The sequence below is a fragment of the Pantoea allii genome (genome assembly GCF_046529425.1).
In the GTDB taxonomy this organism is placed as follows: Bacteria; Pseudomonadota; Gammaproteobacteria; order Enterobacterales; family Enterobacteriaceae; genus Pantoea; species Pantoea allii.
The window spans coordinates 3,233,325-3,253,040 of record NZ_CP125958.1 but is presented as its reverse complement, the minus strand read 5'-3'; the positions used below and the strand labels follow the sequence as shown (position 1 = coordinate 3,253,040).

Here is a 19,716-nt window from a genome sequence, read left to right as displayed (position 1 = left end):
CAGTGCGGGTTTTGCTGGCACCAATGGAAGGCGTACTGGATTCCCTGGTACGCCAGCTGTTGACGGAGGTCAACGACTACGATCTGTGCATTACAGAGTTTCTGCGTGTCGTTGACCAGCTCCTGCCGGTAAAATCCTTCTATCGTCTCTGTCCAGAACTGCAGCATTCCAGCCGGACGCCATCGGGCACGCTGGTCCGTCTGCAGTTGCTCGGACAGCATCCTGACTGGCTGGCGGAAAATGCCGCCCGCGCGGTCACTCTGGGTTCCTGGGGCGTCGATCTCAACTGCGGTTGTCCGTCAAAGCTGGTCAACGGCAGCGGCGGCGGTGCCACCTTGTTAAAAGATCCCGATTTAATCTACCGCGCGGCGAAAGCCATGCGCGCCGCTGTGCCTGACGCTTTGCCGGTCACGGTGAAAGTCCGTCTTGGCTGGGATTCCAGCGCACGCAGCATGGAAATTGCCGATGCTGTCCAGCAGGCCGGTGCCAGCGAGCTGGTGGTACATGGTCGTACCAAAGAAGATGGCTACCGCGCCGAGGCGATTAACTGGCAGGCCATCGGGGAAATCCGTCAGCGCCTGCGTATTCCGGTTATCGCCAATGGTGAGATTTGGGACTGGCAAACGGCCCAGGATTGCCTGCAGACGACCGGCTGTGATGCCGTGATGATTGGTCGTGGCGCGCTCAACGTGCCTAACCTGAGTCGGGTCATCAAATACAATGAAGCCCCGCTGCCCTGGCCGGAGGTGGTCGCGCTGTTGCAAAAGTACACCCGGCTGGAAAAGCAGGGCGATACCGGCATGTACCATGTGGCACGTATCAAACAGTGGTTGGGTTATCTGCGCAAAGCCTACGGTGAGGCCGGCGAGCTGTTCGGAGAGATTCGCGCGTTAAAATCTTCTCAGGAGATTGCCACAGCGATTGACCGTTATGCCGAATGGCACGGGCAGACCTGTCATTAATCGTGCGGCGTTTTGTGGCGTCAACAACGGGTAGCGCAGCGTCCTGCCGCGCAGACCATTAATACTTTTCAGGCACAATCATATTGTCCGGCACGTCGTTACGACGGTAATCCTCAGACCGTTCGCGCGGTGGCAGAACGATTTCATCATGGGGAGAGTCTTCATAAGGCACCTGTTGCAAAAGGTGGCTGATGCAGTTCAGACGCGCACGCTTTTTATCCACGCCCTGAACGACCCACCAGGGCGCATCCGGGATATTGGTGCGGCTCAGCATCTCTTCTTTTGCTTCGGTATAGTCTTCCCAGCGGCGGCGACTTTCCAGATCCATCGGGCTGAGTTTCCACTGTTTGAGCGGATCGTGGATGCGGCTCATAAAGCGCAACTCCTGCTCCTCGTCAGTAATGGAAAACCAGTATTTGACGATTTGAATACCGCTGCGAGTCAGCATTTTTTCAAACTCCGGCACGCTGCGATAAAACTCCTCGACCTCCGCCTCATTACAAAAGCCCATTACGCGTTCCACGCCCGCCCGGTTGTACCAGCTCCTGTCGAACAGCACCATTTCGCCCGCAGCAGGTAAATGTGCAATGTAACGCTGGAAATACCATTGCGTTTTTTCGCGATCGTTAGGAGCTGGCAGTGCGGCAACCCGGCAGGTACGTGGGTTGAGGCGCTGCGTAATGCGTTTAATCACGCCACCTTTACCGGCAGCATCGCGGCCTTCGAACAGGATAACCAGGCGGTGACCGGTGCGCATCACCCAGTCCTGGAGCTTAACCAGTTCACCCTGCAGGCGCAGCAGTTCGCGAAAATAGTGACGACGCCAGGCCTTTTCATCCGTTCCGGCTGGCGTGGTATCGCCAAAACGCAGATCGTCGAGTTCCAGCTCCAGTTCTTCATCGTAGCTGTCGTAGAACTCCTGCAATAAACGCTGATTAAACGCGTCGCGGTTGAAACTGTTATCGTGTGTTGCCATGACGATTCACCTGGTCAGATGTGGATAAACAGCCCGTAGAGCAGGGCCGAAAGTAAGACGGAAACCGGCAGCGTTAATACCCAGGCCACAGCCAGATTCCGCAGCGTGGACATTTGCAGGCCTGAACGGTTTGCCGCCATGGTTCCTGCTACGCCGGACGAGAGAACGTGCGTGGTGGACACGGGCAAACCGAATGCGTCGGCCGCACCGATGGTCACCATCGCCACCATTTCGGCGCTGGCACCCTGGGCATAAGTCAGATGTGTTTTACCGATACGCTCGCCCACGGTGACCACAATTCGTCGCCAGCCAACCATGGTGCCCAGCCCCAGCGCGATAGCAACGACCACCTTCACCCACATCGGAATAAAGCGCGTGGCGCTGTCCAGCTCGGTCTTGACGGCTTTCAGGTTACGTTGCGTCTGATCCGGTAGGGCGACGTTAGCGGCTTGCAAATGCTTAATGGACTCCGAAGCCAGATACATTTGATTTCGGGTATTGGTTACGGATTGCGCCGGAATATTTTCCATGGAACCGTAACGGCGAATCTGATCGCCCACGTCGTGCAGTGTCATGGCCAGCGCAGGCAGAACGTTGGGATTGGGTTTCCCGCTGCTGACAAAATCGGTTAACACGTCGCGTGGAACAGGCGCGGGCGTGGCGGCAGGCTGAATATGCAACAGCTGTTGTGCCGTGACTTCGGTCAGTGCGGCAACGCGGGGTATCTGGTCGGACGGCAGAGAACGGTTCAGGGCATAGGCGATCGGCATGGTGCCGACCAGAATCAGCATGATCAGCCCCATGCCTTTTTGTCCGTCGTTCGACCCATGGGCAAACGAAACACCGGTACAGGTCAGAATCAGCAATCCACGGATCCAGACGGGCGGCGGCTCGTTGCTCTGCGGAGCCTGATAAAGTTGGCGATTACGAATAAACAGCTTCATCGTCCACAGCAGCAGGGCGGCGCAGACAAATCCCACCACCGGCGACAGCAGAAGGGCATAACCGACTTTCAGGGCCTGCTCCCAGTCAACGCCACTCAAGCCACTGCGACCGTGCAGCATGGCATTCGCGACGCCGACCCCGATAATGGAGCCAATTAAGGTGTGCGAGGAGGAGGAGGGCAGGCCGAGATACCAGGTCCCCAGGTTCCAGATAATCGCCGAGAACAGCAGGGCATAAATCATGGCAAAGCCGTTACCGCTGCTGGCCTGCAATATCAGCTCGACGGGCAGCAATGAAATAATGCCAAAGGCAACCACGCCGCTGGAGAGCATCACGCCAAGAAAATTACACAGCCCTGACCAGACCACGGCAACACCGGGCGTCAGAGAGTGGGTATAGATGACCGTGGCGACCGCATTGGCGGTATCGTGAAAGCCGTTCACAAACTCAAAGCCCAGCGCAATCAGCAACGCCAGGCCTAGCAGAAAGAACGGCAAATAACTGGTGACGGGCGTATTGGTTTTTTCAACATCGTGGAACAGGTTAAACCCGGCAAAAGCCAGACCGGCGATCAGCAGAACAATGAAGATCGTTTTTGTGAAGCGGCTACCTTTGCCATTGAAATCAGGGCGTCCATGAGTCGAACCTGAAGAGGGTAAACTGTTTTCGCTCATGCAAAACCTCTTAGCGGATGCAGATGCGGATTTACATCTGGTTAACGCTGTTTGATACCCGCTTTTTGTGACAAAAAAATGATCTACGCCGTGCGAGGTCATTTTGCTGTAACAAAACTGCAGCAGGCTGAGAGTCTTTATTGATGATGCTGACAGGATTGCCATGGCGACAGACGTTGTACTTCCCCCACAAAAACGTGATTTTGATGATGATGTGGCCGGACTCATCCATGGTTATCTCTTTTCTCCCGACGCTCTCCCTGTCCGCCTGAATGCCCGTGAAGCGGTCAAACTCGGGGAGGCGCTGCCTGACGACGGCTTTCTCTGGCTGCATATCAACCTGAATCATGCCCGCGCGCAGAACTGGGTGCAGAGTCACTTCCAGGTGGATGATGACTTCTTCGACGAAATTCACTCTGCTTCACCGCGTACCCGACTGGCGGAGCAAAGTAGCGCGTTGCTGGCGGTGCTAAACGATGTCACGCTCAATCAGGAAAACCGCAGTACGCAAAATGCGACCCTGTGGATCTGGTGTCGGCGCAATCTGGTGGTGAGCGCCCGTTATCGCCCGTCGGTGATGATTGAAAAGATGCAGCAGGGGTTAACCCGACACAGCTTTCCCAGTGCAGAAGCCTTGCTGCTTTATCTTCTTGGCGAGCAGGAGTTACAGCTGGAACAGGTGGTGCGGCGTATCAGTCAGGTGGTCGACAGCATAGAAGAGCGCTTATTAAGTACGGCGATTAAAGCTAACCGCAGTGAGCTGGGGCATTACCGACGTATGCTGTTGCGGATTCAGCGTCTTCTGGCACCGGAACCGGCGGCACTGTTTCGCTTGCTCAACCGGCCTCCGGCCTGGCTAAACCGCGACACGCTTCGCGAGCTGCGTGCGTTTACGGAAGAGTTCAGCGTGGTGCTTAACGATCTTGCCAGCCTGATGGAGCGCATCCGGCTTCTGCAGGAAGAGATTGCGGCTCGCCTGATGGAGCAGAGTAACCGGACGCTTTACCTGTTAACCGTCATTACGGTGCTGGCGCTGCCGATTAATATCGTGGCGGGGTTTTTTGGTATGAACGTGGGCGGGATTCCGCTGGCCTCGAATCCGCACGGTTTTTTACTGCTGGTGCTGATCGTATTCGTTTTTACCTTGCTGGCAGGCTGGCTGACCTTTCGACGACCCTCGGCGTAGCGGCCTGAGCGCGTAAGATCGGGCCGGGGTGACGTCATAAAAAAAGCCAGCGCGGATTATCCTGCGCTGGCTTTTTAACAACCTGAAGACGGAGAGTCTTACAGGCTACCGTTACCCGCTGGAGCCGGCTGCGACGGCTGTACGGGCTGTTGCTGGGCAGGCTGTGACTGCGGCTGTACAGGCTGCTGCGGAGCAGATTGCTGTTGCTCTGCAGGCTGCGACTGTTGAGGTGCAGGTTCCTGCTGTACAGCGGCCGGGTTAGCAGGCTGTGACGTCAGCGGCGTCATTGGCCCTTCTTTCGGCTCGGCATCTTCACCTTCGGTCATCTGAACGGGCGCGGGCACGACGTTGTTTTCGGGTGCGTTAACCTGAACAGGCATACCAGAGCGGTTCTGAATGGCTTTATCCACCTGAGACTGGTTGATGCTGCCATCGACCAGCACTTTGCCAACGGCCTGGGTCAGCGTAATCGGCACCAGCTCACGAGAGTTAAACTGCTCTTCCGTGGTAGACAGTGGATTATGGACTTCCATCCAACGTGAACCGTCTGGCTCAACCGAGGCTTTTACCGGCTGGTTGATAAACTGCACGCGCGTGCCAACCGGCACGTGGTCAAACAACCACTTGATATCGTCGGCACGTAAACGCACGCAGCCGTGGCTCACACGCAGGCCAATACCGAAGTTGGCGTTGGTACCGTGAATGGCGTAAAGACGACCGATATAGAGCGCATACAGCCCCATTGGGTTATCCGGGCCAGCCGGGAAGACAGCAGGCAGGTTCTCACCCCGAGACGCGTACTCAGCATGCATCGCTTTCGTTGGCGTCCAGGTTGGACCATCTTTTTTACGCTGAACGGTCGTTGTCCAGTTCAGCGGCGTGTCTTTACCCAGTTCACCGATACCAATAGGCAACACCACAACCGTTTTGCTGCCTTTCGGATAGTAGTAAAGCCGCATTTCAGCACTGTTAATCACAATGCCTTCACGCGGTGCGTCAGGTAACAGTAACTGCTGTGGGATGATCAGTTTGCTGCCAGGTTTAGGCAGATAAACGTCAACGCCCGGATTGGCTTCCAGCATATTGCTGAGGCCCATTTGAAACTGTGCTGCAAAAGCTTCCAGAGGCAATTTACTGTCCTCAGGAATGGTAATTTCAACGTTTTGCCCGGTCAGACGGCTGTTAGCCGGCGGTAAAGGGTAAACAACAGCAAGGGCTGACTGACTGAATGCCGCCAAAGCCAATGCAAGTGAAGCGAACGCGCGAATGCTTTTTTTCATATTTTACAAGTCTTTATCGCCATGTTTCAGGCTTGTCAATGTATCGAACCCATGCTGGTCACTATGACCTGCTGCGCATTATATGTTCATTAAACTGATGTTGTGAATCAGGATTTTAACCACTTTGAAATACTTTACCTGACTCACCTGCGTTATCCGCCGTTGTTCTTTACCATTTTGGGCGGAAACAGGCCCTTATGGTTGCCATAAGGTAATGTCCCCGTTCAGCTTACGGTTGAGAAAAAACGCGGCACTGATCAACGCAAGATGCGTCAGCGCCTGGGGCGTATTGCCTAATGCCTGGCCATGACTGTCAAACTCTTCAGCATATAAACCCAGCGGATTAGCGTAGCTCAGTAATTTCTCGAACTCAAAATGTGCCTCGCGAATGCGTCCGGCACGCGCCAGACATTCCACATACCAGAACGAGCAGGCACCGAAAGAGCCCTCTGCGCCCGTCAGCCCATCTGCTGGCGTTTCATGGATGTTATAACGGCGTACCATGCCATCGCTCACCAGGTTCACCTGGATGGCATCCAGCGTTGCGATCCAGTCCGGATCGGTCGCACCGACAAAGCGGACTAACGGCATCAACAGCATTGAGGCATCAAGGTGTTCACCGTGACGGGTAGAAACAAAATGCCCGCGTTCGCTGTTCCAGAAATTTTTCCAGATATCATCACGAATCTCGCGACGGGTTTTGTCCCAGCGCTCATAAGGCATCGGCAGTGAACGTTTCATCGCAAGGCGCAGGCCACGATCCAGGGCAACCCAGCACATCAAGCGGGAATGAAGGAAGTGCTCGGGCTCACCGCGCATTTCCCAGATCCCCGCATCCGGCTGATGCCAGTTATCGCACAGCCAGTCCAGCATCTCTGACACATGGTTCCAGCCACGTTGAGAAATGGCTTCGCCGTATTTATTTGAAAGATAGATGGCATCCATCAGTTCGCCATAAATATCTAACTGTTTTTGCCGCCAGGCACCGTTACCAATGCGCACCGGACTGGAGTTGGCATAGCCGGACAGGTTAAGCAGCGACATCTCCTGAAGATCCGTACTGCTGTCCAGGCGGTACATCACCTGCAGCCGCATTTCATCATGGTGGCTGTTCTCTACACAGCGACCGACCCATTCCGTAAAGTGCCTGGCTTCGTCCACGTAACCCAGCCGCATCAAGGCGTACATGCTGAATGAGGCATCGCGTATCCAGGAGGCACGGTAATCCCAGTTGCGTTCGCCGCCCAGTTCCTCGGGCAGGCCAAAGGTGGCAGCCGCAGCGATGGAGCCGTGTTGCCAGGAGGTCAACAGTTTAAGTACCAGTGCAGAGCGTTGTACCATCTCCTGCCAGCGACCGTGATAGGTGCTGCGGCTGCTCCATTCACGCCAGTAGCTCAGCGTTTCTTCAAAGCAGTTAGCGGTGGCCAGCTTTTCGATGTGGGCATCGTGTACGCTGCCAAATTCGAATTCGGCATGTTCACCGGCTTTAAGCTCAAAGCTGGCGGTGGCGTGATTGCCTTCCAGCGTCATCACCACCGTCGCCGCCAGGCGCAGCGACGGCTGATCGGTGGCGTGAAAATCAATACAGCCACGTTGTACCTCAGCGCGCGTGTCTGCACGGGCGTAATCATGATGCGGGGAACAGACCATGTTAAAGCGCGCCCGGCCGCGTACCATTTTTACCCGACGGATGATACGCGGCAGCTTATCCTGGCGATCGCAGATCGGCATGTAATCGGTGATTTCAGCCACGCCTTCTTCAGACAGCCAGCGGGTCTGTAAAATGTTGGTATCAGGAAGATAAATTTGCTGACGACGGGCGTTTTGCCAGTCGGGTGCCAGGGAAAACAGGCCTGCCTCATCGCTGTCCAGTAAGGCTGAAAACACTGACGGGCTGTCCAGTTCCGGCCAGCAGAGGTAGTCAATAGTGCCATCGTTTGCGACCAGCGCGCAGGTGCGTAAATCGCCTATTACGCCATGATCGTCAATCTTACGTTTAACCTTACTCATCGGTTTCTCCCTGTCAGTGTCAGCCTTAACTATAGCCGGGTGCCTGCATACCGCTTCGTTCTGGCACAGATCGTTAACCTGCCCGCTGCTCCGCCCGCTAAGGGCACAATTTTCATTGCGGTATATACTTTTCATACACTTCCAGAGGAGACCGTCATGACTACACCACAACGAAAAGTGGCAATCGTTACCGCGTCGGATTCAGGCATTGGCAGTCGTTGTGCTGAAATGTTAGCAGAGCAGGGATTCGATATTGGCATCACCTGGCGGTCGGACGAAGAAGGCGCACTGCGAACGGCAAAACGGGTGGAGGAGAGTGGGCAACGCGCCGAGATGATCCAGCTCGACCTGGCCGATCCACCCGCCGGAGGCAAGGTGCTGCAGCAGTTGATCGATAAGCTGGGCCGCATCGACGTTCTGGTCAACAATGCCGGAGCAAATTTCAAAGCCGACTTTATGGACGTGACCTGGGAAGACTGGCGTAAGACCTTTAGCGTGGATGTGGATGGCGTTTTTATCTGCGGGCAGGTGGCGGCACGCAACATGATTAAGCAGGGGCAGGGCGGACGCATCATTAATATCACCTCCGTGCACGAACATACGCCGCTGCCGGGTTCCGTCGCTTACACCGCAGCAAAACATGCGGCAGGCGGATTAACCAAGTCGATGGCGTTGAGTTTGCTGCCGCACAATATTCTGGTGAATGCGGTGGCACCGGGCGCGATTGCCACGCCGATGAATAAAATGACCGATGCCGATGCTCATAACGTCAAAATGCCTGAGATTCCTGCGGGCCGCCCAGGTGATACCCATGAAATTGCCAGTATGGTGGCCTGGCTTAGCTCCGAATGGGCCACCTATACCACCGGTCAGTCCTTTATTATTGACGGTGGCTTTATGCTGGCGAACCCGCAGTTCAAGGGTTACTGATCGTCAGCTCGACGGTTATTCCAGTGGCGAATCGCCCAGCGCAGCACGAAGGCAAACACCAAGGCGGCTGCCAGCCATAAAAGGTGTTTAAAGTGCTGATCGAGCTTGTGCAGCCAGGGGGCGATAATGCCGCCTGCAAAATAGCCGAGCGTGACAAACAGCAGTGACCAGATAGCCGCCCCGATGATGTTGAGCACCAGAAACTTCAGCGGATTAAGGCGGCTTGCACCAATAATAATCGGGCCAATCAGGCGAAAGCCGTACATAAAGCGCGCGCCAATCACGAACAGGCTGGGGCGGCGCTTGATCAACCGGTTGGCTTTAACAATTTTGTCCTGATGCTTTTTAAAGCGCCGTAAAATACGGGTACCAAAGCGTCTGCCAACCCAGTACAGCAGCTGATCGCCCATAATGCCGCCCGCCATTGCCGCCAGCACCACGCCGGAATAATGCAGTAACCCCTCATGAGCGGCCACGCCGCCCAGCAATAAGAATGTTTCTCCTTCGGCAATACAGCCGATAAACAGTGCCAGATAGCCATACTGCGTAATTAATCCGTTGATATCCAAATGCAAGATGCACTCCCTGTGTGAAGACATTTTCTTTCAGTTTATACCTGATTTGTTACGTCATCCGTTTACGTGTTAATAAGCGATCTTTTTTGCCGTTTTTTTGCACAAAGCCCACAGAAATTGCCTTGCCGTTTATACTGTAAGCAATGCTGCCCTTACGTGGTTCCTGCATCAGAACGGGGTAGCCCAACTGCATCAGAGGAGTAAGCGTATGAACCATGTCTGGGGTTTGTTAGCGCATCCTAATCAGGAAATGCGCACTATCAAGCAAGAGAACGAAACGGTTTCGCACCATTACACTCATCACGTTCTGTTGATGGCGGCCATTCCGGTCATCTGCGCCATGATCGGAACTATGCAGTCAGGCTGGAACCTGGGTGAGGGGCAGTATGTACAGCTGAATATGCTGACAGCATTGGGCTTAGGTATTCTGTTTTATCTGTTGATTTTGGGCGGCGTGGCGGTGATGGGGCGGGTTATCCACTGGATGGCGCGTGACTATCCTCAGCGTCCCGGCGTCCAGCGCTGTACCGTGTTTGCGGGCTACGTGGCGACACCGCTGTTTTTAAGCGGCCTGGTGGCGCTCTATCCACTGGTATGGCTGTGCGTATTTGCGGGCGCGCTGGCGTTGCTGTATACGGGTTATCTCTTGTACGTGGGCATTCCGCTGTTTCTGAATATCGACCGGGATGAGAGCCTGCGGTTTTCCAGTTCCACGCTGGCCATCGGCGTACTGGTGTTTGAAGTTTTACTGGCCTTAACGGTGATTCTGTGGGGCTACGGCCCGAACCTGTTTTAGCACCCTGTTGCCGCTTCACCAGCGGCAACATCTTTTTAACGCTCAGAAACAATCTCACCAGGAAAAGTTCACGGCTTCAGCGTATGATGCTGCGGCCAGCCCGCGCTCTGCCTGCTCAGTCGTCGGCGGCCTGTGTTTTCACAGCGCACAATCTTAACCGGGTCTTTTTTCCACGATGCCTGCAAAAATTCGCTTTTCACTGTTAACGCTGGCGCTGCTCGTTTCCGGGCAGGTTTTCTCACTTCCAGCACAGGCGACCACCACGCTGTCGCAAATGGCCCCCATTGCTCAGCCGCAAATCGCCTCAGGCAGTGCCCTGATCGTCGATCTGACGAGTGGCAAAACCTTATTCTCCAGTCACCCCGACCGGGTGCGGCCTATTGCCTCGATCACGAAACTGATGACGGCGATGGTGGTGCTGGATGCGCATCAGCCAATGAACGAGATGGTCACGGTTGATATCAGTCAGACGCCGGAGATGCGCGGGGTGTTTTCACGCGTGAAGCTGAACAGCCAGATCAGCCGCCGGAGCATGCTTATGCTGGCGCTGATGTCATCAGAAAACCGTGCGGCGGCCAGCCTGGCCCATGCTTATCCCGGCGGATACAATGCCTTTATTAAGGCGATGAATGCCAAGGCGCGCGCGCTCGGGATGAACCATACGCACTACGTGGAACCCACGGGTCTGTCGATCCAGAACGTTTCCAGCGCAGAGGATTTGGTGAAGCTGTTAAAAGCCACGCGCGAGTATCCTCTGATGGGCGAACTGAGTACCACCAAAGAAGAAACCGCCGTCTTTACGCACCCCAGCTATGCGTTGCCGTTCCGTAACACCAATCATCTGGTTTATAAAAATGGCTGGCACATTCAGCTGACCAAAACGGGCTACACCGATGAAGCGGGACACTGTCTGGTCATGCGCACCATGATTAAAAACCGGCCGGTCGCGCTGGTGGTACTGGACGCATTTGGTAAATATACCCATTTTGCTGATGCTAATCGTCTGCGTGACTGGCTGGAAACGGGCAAAGCTGCCCCGGTTCCGGCTGCTGCGCTGGCCTACAAAAAACAGAAAGCGGGTGAGGTTGCCAGCAACGCCGCCAGCGGTTCTACTGAAGAATAAAACCTCGCCGGGTCGTTGCTGGCGGCCCGGTCGATATTGATCGGTATTCCTATAGTTTCATGGCAGGCGACCACCTAAACTACCCGCAAATGGCGAGGGTGATTCGCCTGATTACTGTGCCGGAATCTCATTCATATGCTTACGTTACGATCGTTTATTGTTCTGATATTTTTAGCGTCGTTCACCCTTGCGCCTGCGTTAAGCGTTGCCGCGGATGATCCGGCTCAGGCGACCCCCGCGACGCAGCAGCCCGATGACAAGCCCAAGGTCAACGCATCAGTCGATCTGCCCAAAATGCAGAAAATCCTCGACAAAATTAAGAGCCAGGTGTCCGTTGAAAGTGACGAGAACAAGCTCAGCCGACTTAATGAAATGGCGCTGGAGCTGTCAGGCAATACCGATACGCTTGCTCAGGCTTTGCAGCCCGATCGTCAGCAGCTCGAAGCTCAGCTGGCGGTGCTTGGTCCGGCACCCAAGCCGGAGAGTGGCGTAAAAGAGACGGCAGACGTCACGCGCAAACGCAGCGCGCTGGAAAGTCAGAAAAGTAAGCTCGACGATCAGATTAAGCAGGCGGAAGGCATTAAAAACAGTGCCTTGATGCTGTCATCGCAAATCGTCAACCTGCGTCGCGATCAGCTAAAAAACAAACTGGCACTTAACTCGGGCAGCATTTTTGGGCCGCGTTTCTGGTCGCCGGTATTTAGCAGTCAGGATCTTGACGATGAAAAAATTGGCGATTTCTTAAGTGAGCTCAAGGCTACCGCTGCGCTGTCCTGGGAATCGGGCTGGCGTCTTGGCACGATTGGCTGGTTGCTGGCCGCCGTGCTGGTGATGACGCTGGGACGCCGCTATGGTGAAGAGTTTTTAGCCTGGGTCAGCATCAACAAATTGCCGGAAGGACGCCTGCGCCGTAGCTTTTTAGCGACCGCCGTGGCCCTGACCAGCCTGGCGGCGGTGGTACTGACCTTTGCGTTTGTGTCCCAGGCCTTTACCCGCCGTGATGAAGTGTCCAGCGACGTGCAGGATTTTATCTACCGCCTGGTCGAATTAAGCGTTTATAGCGGTTTGATTGCCGGGCTGGGGCGTGCCTTCCTGTCCACGCGTCGTCCAAGCTGGCGTTTACCCACCATTTCCAATGAGGTGGCGCTGGCCCTGAAACCTTTCCCGCCGATCACCGCACTGTTGGTGTTTATTTTCCAGACGGTGGAGTCCTTTAACTACACCGCCGGCACCAGCCTGAATACCAGTATTTTTGCCAATGGCCTGACTGCCTTGCTCATCGGCAGCACGGCGCTGGCAATCAGCATGCGCACCAAGCGCGTACGTCGGCGTCTGGCCCAGGAAGGAACGCCGCCGGAAGCGCGTTCTACGCTGGTCGGGCTGATTCAGATGGCCCTGACGCTGACCTCCCTGACGATTCTGGGGTCGCTGGTGATTGGTTACGTCACGCTGGCGCGGTTTTTAAGCTACGAGCTGGTGTGGTGTGGCATTTTGTTTGGTTCGTTTTACATACTCAGTCACCTGATTAACGACGGTTGTGAAAGCCTGTTCTCAGTCAATAACACCACGGGCAAGCGCATTCAGGGCTCACTGAATATTGATGAGCGCCACCTGCAGCAGGTTGCCATCATTCTTGCGGCGATCGGCAAAACCTTCCTGATCTTGTTCGTGGCCCTGGCATTGCTGAACGGCACCTTTGCCTCCTCAACCCCGATTGAGCTGCTGCAAAAGGCGATTGAGTTTTGGGGCGGTAAGGGCCTTGAGTCGCTGAATATTGTCCCGGCGCACCTGGTTAACGCGCTGCTGTGCCTGATCGTCGGTATTTACATCCTGCGCTCGGTACGTCGCTGGCTTGATAACGACTTCCTGCCAAAGACCACGATGGACAGCGGCATGCGCATGTCATTGGTGACGCTGTTCAGCAACGTAGGCTATGTCCTGATTATTTTGCTGACGCTGTCAATCATGGGGCTACAGTGGAATAAACTGGCCTGGATCGTCAGTGCCCTGTCGGTGGGTATTGGTTTCGGCCTACAGGAAATCGTTAAAAACTTTATTTCCGGTCTGATTTTGCTGACCGAACGCCCGGTCAAAGTTGGGGATTTGGTGACGATCAGCGGGGTTGAGGGGGATATTCGCCGCATCAACGTGCGTGCCACCGAAATTCAGTTAGGGGATAAATCGACGGTGATCGTACCTAACTCGCAGTTCATCTCTCAAAACGTGCGTAACGCCACCATGGGCAATGCCCAGGGCGTAGTGACCATTACGCTCACGTTCCCGCTGGATATTGATCCGGTGCGGGTACGGGAGATCCTGCTGGAAGTGTATGAGGAAAACGAGCGCATCCTGGAGAACCCGGAACCCTCGGTGTCTTTCAAAGATCTTACGTCCCAGGGCATTGTGCTGAGCGTCACCGGCAACGTCGCCAGTCAGCGCCAGATCGCCGGGGCAAAGAGCGATCTGTTGTTCGATATTCTGACCCGTTTACGCAAAGAGGGCATTGTCCTGTCTACGCCGCAAACCATGATTATTGAGCGCCGCCAGCTGGTTGCTGCTGACGCGGCTTCTGACCTGACGTCAGACGAGCAGCCTCGCTAAATAAACGGGCGGCCGTTTTTGCCAGCCGCCCGTATTTCTCGGTGTCGATATGCTTTTTGCGCAATCAGGGCTGCTTTACCGCCCAGCCTTTCAGTTTACTGGTTTTACCAATTCCCGGATTAAAGCTGTTTGTCGGATCGAGCTTGCGATAAAACGAGGCCAGCTGCGGCTGGGCTTCATAAAGATGCCCGACGTTATGCTCTGCCGGATATTCCGCGCCGCGAGTATGCAAAATGGCCAACATCTTTTCTTTTAACGCATGCACGTCAACGCCTTTTTTCACAATGTAATCCTGATGGAAGACATGACAGAAGAAGTGCCCGTAATAGAGGCGATGGCTTAATGACTGGGTAATCTCATCAGGCAGGTTTTCAAACCACGCTTTATCGTTACGACGCAGAGCAATATCCAGCGCCAGAATATCTTCCACCTCATCAGCATGAACCGCGTGATAACGCACCGCCGCGCCTGCTGCGGCAAACCGATGCAGGAAGGCATGCGCCCCTTCTTTGCCCTCACATTCGAAAAACTCGCCACCGCCCTCGCGAAAAAACTCACGCAGGTAGTCGCGTGCTTCCGCAATGCCGTCGCCCGACATTTTCAGCATCAAATAATGTTGGTATTTATCACGGTACTGTTTCATGCGCCTGGGAAGATGGGCAGGAAAGAGACGGCTGAGGCGTTGCAGCAGTCGATCGCTTAAATGGGGTTTGATAAACGATACTTTACTTAACCAGCCATCAACCCGGCCTTTGAGCGTGAAAAACAGCGGCATCTTGTCGGTGCCCAGCTTATCAATCATCAGGAAGGTGTCTTTGCCATACACTTCGGCGATGTCGTAAATATCCCGATGCATATATTCAGCGGCGACGGGCAGGTTTTTAAAATTCGCCAGCATATGACAGCGCAGATCGCCCAGGACGCTGGCATCATTGGTGCCGATATAAAACACCTGCTGCTGGGGTTCGCGCGCAAAAGTATCCAGGCGCACCGCAAACACCGCCAGCTTACCTGCGCAGCCGGACGCCTCAAACAGGCGGCGGGCATCGGCGTTAAAGCGGGCGGGCGTATCGGCATGGACGTCGCGCACGCGTTCGGCATAGTCGTGGTCGGACGCATGGCGGCCGTCATGCAAAACGTCGTTCGGTTGCCAGCGGTCATCGTCCAGCCGTCCCAGAATTTCTTCCGGCGAGGTACCCAGATCGATACCGAGATGGTTGACTAACTTCAGCCGTCCCTGGGCATCAATTTGGGCAAACAACGCCATCTCACTGTACGCCGGGCCGCGCTTGATCAGCGAACCGCCGGAGTTGTTGCAGATGCCGCCCAGCACCGACGCGCCAATGCAGGATGATCCAATCACGGAATGCGGCTCACGGCCCAGCGGCGCAAGTATTTTTTCCAGCTGATACAACGTACTGCCGGGAAAAGCCAGCACCTGTTTGCCCTTCTCGATCAGCTGTAGCTTATCCAGCCTCAGGGTACTGATAATCACCAGCGGGCGGTCGTAGTCGTTCCCCTGCGGGGTTGATCCTTCAGTCAGGCCGGTATTGGCTGCCTGCATCAGAATAATGGCATCCGCATTAACCAGCGTTTGCAGTACGCGCCACAGTTCCAGCAGCGTCGCAGGAAAGACCACGGCCAGAGCATCTCCGTCACCAGAACGGAAGCCTTTGCGATAGCGGGCGGTGTGAGCAGCCTCGGTAAGTAGGTTACCAGAGCCGACCAGGCGGCGGAGATCGGCGATCAGGGCAGAAGGTGTCATCATGGGCAATTCCCTTGTCTTATGCATGCGTCATTACTGTAGCACGTGAGTTGCATTGGGCGCAGTGTGATAGCGGCAGGCTACATGCTATGCTCTGAAGATGGCATCCTGCATTTAGTCGATATTGCGCAGTTACTTAAGAGAACCCAACCTGATGAAATGGATTTGCTCTGTTAGCCTCGCTGTTTCCCTTGCTATGCAACCTGCATTTGCCGGGGAGCCCACCGCTCACCATCCCATGACTGAAAAGGCGCGTGATGCCTACGTGAACAACCTGCTGAAAAAAATGACCCTGGACGAGAAAATCGGCCAGCTACGGTTAATCAGCGTGGGGCCGGATACGCCAAAAGAAGCCGTGCGTGAGATGATCCATAAAGGTCAGGTTGGCGCCATTTTTAATACCGTAACGCGTCAGGATATTCGCGCGATGCAGGATCAGGTCATGCAGTTGAGTCGCCTGAAAATCCCCCTGTTTTTTGCTTATGACGTGGTACACGGACAGCGAACGATTTTCCCTATCCCGCTGGCACTGGCATCAAGCTGGGATCTCGACGCCGTGCACGATGTGGGCCGTATTTCCGCCTATGAAGCGGCGGACGATGGGTTAAATATGACCTGGGCACCGATGGTTGATGTCAGCCGGGAACCACGTTGGGGCCGGGTTTCAGAAGGCTTCGGTGAGGATACCTATTTAACCTCTGCCATGGGGCGCACCATGGTGCAGGCGATGCAGGGCAAAAGCCCCGCGGACCGCTACAACATTATGACCAGCGTGAAACACTTTGCGCTCTACGGCGCGGTGGAAGGCGGACGGGATTACAACACCGTGGATATGAGCCCGCAGCGCATGTTCCAGGATTACCTGCCGCCGTATAAAGCCTCGCTGGATGCCGGCAGCGGCGGCGTGATGGTCGCGCTGAATTCAATTAATGGCGTGCCCGCCACGGCCGACAGCTGGCTGCTAAAAGATCTGCTGCGTCATGAATGGAAATTCAAAGGGATCACCATCAGCGACCACGGTGCAATCAAAGAGTTGATCAAGCATGGTGTGGCCAGCGATCCGCAGGACGCGGTACGTATCGCCATTAAATCTGGCGTCGATATGAGTATGAGCGATGAATACTACAGCCAGTATTTGCCCGACTTAGTGAAGCGTGGCGTCGTCAGCAAAGCCGAAATCGATGATGCGGCACGGCACGTATTAAACGTGAAATACGATATGGGATTATTTAACGATCCCTACAGTCACCTTGGACCGAAAGAGAGCGATCCGCAGGACACCAACGCGGAAAGCCGTTTACACCGTGCTGAAGCCCGTGACGTGGCGCGCAAAAGTATGGTGCTGCTGAAAAACCGCCTTGATACCTTACCGCTGAAGAAATCCGGCACCATTGCCTTAATCGGACCGCTTGCCGACAGCCAGCGTGACGTGATGGGAAGCTGGTCGGCGGCGGGCGTCGCCAAACAGTCAGTTTCGCTGCTGCAGGGCATGCAAAACGCGATGGAAGGCAAAGCCACGTTGCTGTATGCCAAAGGTGCCAATGTGTCAGATAACAAAGGCATTCAGGACTTCCTCAACATGTATGAACCGGCCGTAGCCGTCGATCCGCGTTCGCCGCAGGCCATGATTGATGAGGCCGTCGAAAAGGCGAAGCAGGCTGATGTGATCGTGGCGGCGGTAGGGGAAGCGCAGGGCATGGCGCACGAGGCGTCCAGCCGCAGTAATCTGATGATCCCACCTTCGCAACAGAAGCTGTTAGCCGCATTGAAAGCCACAGGCAAGCCGCTGGTGATTGTGCTGATGAATGGTCGCCCATTGACGCTGGTTGATGAAGACAGAATGGCCGATGCCATGCTGGAAACCTGGTTCAGCGGCACGGAAGGGGGCAATGCTATCGCGGATGTGCTGTTTGGCGATTACAACCCATCGGGTAAACTGCCGATGTCCTTCCCCCGTTCAGTGGGACAGATTCCGATCTATTACAACCATTTACCAACCGGTCGTCCTTACAATTTTGCCAAGCCGAACAAGTACACATCACACTATTATGATGCGGAAAACGGCCCGCTTTATCCGTTTGGTTATGGTCTGAGCTACACCACGTTCACCGTATCGCCGGTCACGCTGTCATCCGAAACGATGGCGCACAACGGCAGCATTGATGCCAGCGTCACCGTGACTAACAGCGGAAAAGTGGATGGTGCAACCGTAGTTCAGCTTTACCTGAACGATCCGGTTGCCAGCATCAGCCGTCCGGTAAAAGAGTTGCACGGCTTTAAACGCATTATGCTGAAAGCGGGTGAATCCCAGCAGGTCACCTTCAAGATTGACGTTGATGCGCTGAAGTTCTGGAATCAGCAGATGAAGCAGGTTGCCGAGCCGGGCAAATTCAATGTGATGATTGGTCTGGATTCTGTCCGTACGCAAAACACCCAGTTTACCTACCAGTAATCCTCAGCACGGGCCAGCGTCCCTGGCCGTGCGGGTGTAAGTACCGTTTCCCCTTCGGGGGAGCGGTTCTTACCCCTCTGCTTCTCATCCTGCCTGAACACATCCACTTTGAGAGTTTTACCCTTGCCTGTCATAGCGACAGACGTGATCCTGCTCTAACCTCGGGGAAAATGGATTCCTCAAGTATTGTCGAGGCGCTATGACGTATCAATCACTGATTGCTGAAGTCCACAATCAGCAGCGCACCCTGACGGCCATTGTCGAACAGGATGCGCGTACTGCTTATTTCTATATCTGGCCCACCGATCTGTTTCGTAGCCAGTTTGCGGTGCGTGGCTGCTGGTTACGTAACCTGCTACCTGCCCCTGTCGAGGAAGATCATCAGGCCATGGAGCAGGGCATTGCCCCTCTGCTGAGTGCGGAATACTGCCGTAATCTGGACGCTGAACCGCCACTGGATGCGGCGGGCCTGCAAATACTCTGGGAACCGGGCGATGCGGGTGCGGCACTGTGGTACTACGGGCAACTGCTGGCGGTGATCCCAGGCTGGAGCCTGTATCAGGATAAACAGGTCAGCTTTTCAGCGGGCTGTATCAAAAAGAACCGCCTTACCGCACCGCTCGGCTCTGCCTCCACCAATCATTACTATGCGCTTGCCGAACAGCAGCGCCAGTTCTGGCGTGAATGGCACGACGGAAGTGAATGGGACAAGGTGCAACAGGATTTACTGGCCTGCTATCAGGCGCAGTTTGGTGAGTCGGTAAAATACTATGCTATCGATCAGGGTAACTGGCCGCCCATGGCCCTGTCTCAGCACTATCACCAGGGCATCTGGTATTTCCTGACGCTGGGTATGAGCATTCGTCCCATGCCGCAGGTCGATTTTCTGTTTGATGAGCTGGCGCCACAGTATCGCCGCGCAGAGCTGGCGATGGCGGTCGATGGCGAGGTGATGACAGAAAGCAATGCGGTACAGATGGCCAGTGCACTGGCGGAATTTGTGCATCTGCCCTGGGCGCGACTGACCTGGCTGGGTGAGGGACATACGCTGGCGTCCGAGGTGGCACCGGTGGGGTTTGAAAGTTACCTGTTAGCGAACGAACTGGCCCCGGAAAGTGCCCAGTTTTCGTTGCCGCGGCGCGAGGGTGACCGGCCAACGCTGCTGTGGGCCACGCCTGTCACCGAAGCGGAACGCCAGTTTGCCCAGAGCGAAGCCCAAGGCGGGCAGCACCTGCGTGAGCGGCTCTCCGCCAGCGGGAATACGCATATATTCCGCCCGCGCGAGCAGGTCGTGAAGACAGAATAATCACCGCAGACAGGGCGGTGATACCGCCTGGCTTAAAAAAAGTTACTGACCTGGCGTAATTAAATTTCTTTATTGTTAAATGACTTGTTAAATTTGTGATCTGGTCTACTCAAGTTCCCCTTTGCCGTGCCGTTA

Annotated in this window: 14 protein-coding genes; 8 read left to right on the top strand and 6 right to left on the bottom strand. The window is 55.1% G+C overall.

Translation table 11 applies throughout. The annotated features are described in order from the left end of the window. The first annotated feature begins 2 nt into the window (after window positions 1–2). Entirely contained in the window at window positions 3–962 is a 960-nt protein-coding gene (dusC, locus tag QNH99_RS15365; protein ID WP_410516883.1) for a tRNA dihydrouridine(16) synthase DusC, read from the top strand. Window positions 963–1,020: 58 nt separating this feature from the next. Here the strand turns inward: dusC and ppk2 are convergent, their stop codons facing one another. After that, on the bottom strand, window positions 1,021–1,938 hold the full coding sequence (gene ppk2, locus QNH99_RS15360; protein ID WP_096012159.1) for a polyphosphate kinase 2: 918 nt from the start codon (window positions 1,936–1,938) through the stop codon (window positions 1,021–1,023). Between the two features lie 14 nt (window positions 1,939–1,952). Continuing rightward, window positions 1,953–3,557, bottom strand: a complete 1,605-nt coding sequence (locus tag QNH99_RS15355; protein ID WP_410516882.1) for an inorganic phosphate transporter — start codon at window positions 3,555–3,557, stop codon at window positions 1,953–1,955. Between the two features lie 163 nt (window positions 3,558–3,720). Between QNH99_RS15355 and QNH99_RS15350 the strand changes: the two genes are divergently transcribed. Beyond that, complete coding sequence (locus QNH99_RS15350) at window positions 3,721–4,743, top strand: transporter (RefSeq protein ID WP_063878848.1); 1,023 nt, start codon at window positions 3,721–3,723, stop codon at window positions 4,741–4,743. Between the two features lie 98 nt (window positions 4,744–4,841). Here the strand turns inward: QNH99_RS15350 and QNH99_RS15345 are convergent, their stop codons facing one another. Beyond that, window positions 4,842–6,023 (bottom strand): L,D-transpeptidase family protein, encoded by a 1,182-nt coding sequence (locus QNH99_RS15345; RefSeq protein WP_096012160.1) that lies wholly within the window; start codon window positions 6,021–6,023, stop codon window positions 4,842–4,844. 195 nt (window positions 6,024–6,218) lie between these two features. Then, window positions 6,219–8,033, bottom strand: a complete 1,815-nt coding sequence (locus QNH99_RS15340) for a glycoside hydrolase family 15 protein (RefSeq protein WP_410516881.1) — start codon at window positions 8,031–8,033, stop codon at window positions 6,219–6,221. Between the two features lie 156 nt (window positions 8,034–8,189). Between QNH99_RS15340 and QNH99_RS15335 the strand changes: the two genes are divergently transcribed. Further along, window positions 8,190–8,963: an SDR family oxidoreductase gene (locus QNH99_RS15335; protein ID WP_145395043.1), complete on the top strand. Its 774-nt coding sequence runs from the start codon at window positions 8,190–8,192 to the stop codon at window positions 8,961–8,963. Here the strand turns inward: QNH99_RS15335 and QNH99_RS15330 are convergent. Then, entirely contained in the window at window positions 8,957–9,538 is a 582-nt protein-coding gene (locus QNH99_RS15330; protein WP_410516880.1) for a DedA family protein, read from the bottom strand. The genes QNH99_RS15335 and QNH99_RS15330 overlap by 7 nt on opposite strands. A gap of 208 nt (window positions 9,539–9,746) precedes the next feature. Between QNH99_RS15330 and QNH99_RS15325 the strand changes: the two genes are divergently transcribed. The 3 genes from QNH99_RS15325 to QNH99_RS15315 all read left to right on the top strand — a co-directional run bounded on the left by QNH99_RS15325 (window position 9,747) and on the right by QNH99_RS15315 (window position 14,058). Next, window positions 9,747–10,334, top strand: a complete 588-nt coding sequence (locus QNH99_RS15325) for a Yip1 family protein (RefSeq protein WP_410516879.1) — start codon at window positions 9,747–9,749, stop codon at window positions 10,332–10,334. Between the two features lie 175 nt (window positions 10,335–10,509). Further along, entirely contained in the window at window positions 10,510–11,457 is a 948-nt protein-coding gene (pbpG, locus tag QNH99_RS15320; protein WP_063878854.1) for a D-alanyl-D-alanine endopeptidase, read from the top strand. 135 nt (window positions 11,458–11,592) lie between these two features. Further along, a complete protein-coding gene (locus QNH99_RS15315) occupies window positions 11,593–14,058 on the top strand; it encodes a DUF3772 domain-containing protein (protein WP_172897780.1) in 2,466 nt (821 codons plus the stop codon). 64 nt (window positions 14,059–14,122) lie between these two features. On the opposite strand, the gene dld is transcribed toward QNH99_RS15315, so the two are convergent. Then, on the bottom strand, window positions 14,123–15,826 hold the full coding sequence (dld, locus tag QNH99_RS15310) for a D-lactate dehydrogenase (RefSeq protein WP_410516878.1): 1,704 nt from the start codon (window positions 15,824–15,826) through the stop codon (window positions 14,123–14,125). A 151-nt stretch (window positions 15,827–15,977) separates the two neighbouring features. Between dld and bglX the strand changes: the two genes are divergently transcribed. Next, window positions 15,978–18,275 carry a beta-glucosidase BglX gene (bglX, locus tag QNH99_RS15305; RefSeq protein ID WP_283355921.1) on the top strand — a complete coding sequence of 766 codons (2,298 nt, stop codon included), beginning with the start codon at window positions 15,978–15,980 and terminating at the stop codon, window positions 18,273–18,275. Window positions 18,276–18,474: 199 nt separating this feature from the next. After that, window positions 18,475–19,581, top strand: a complete 1,107-nt coding sequence (locus QNH99_RS15300) for a suppressor of fused domain protein (protein ID WP_096012167.1) — start codon at window positions 18,475–18,477, stop codon at window positions 19,579–19,581. The last annotated feature ends 135 nt before the right edge of the window (window positions 19,582–19,716 follow it).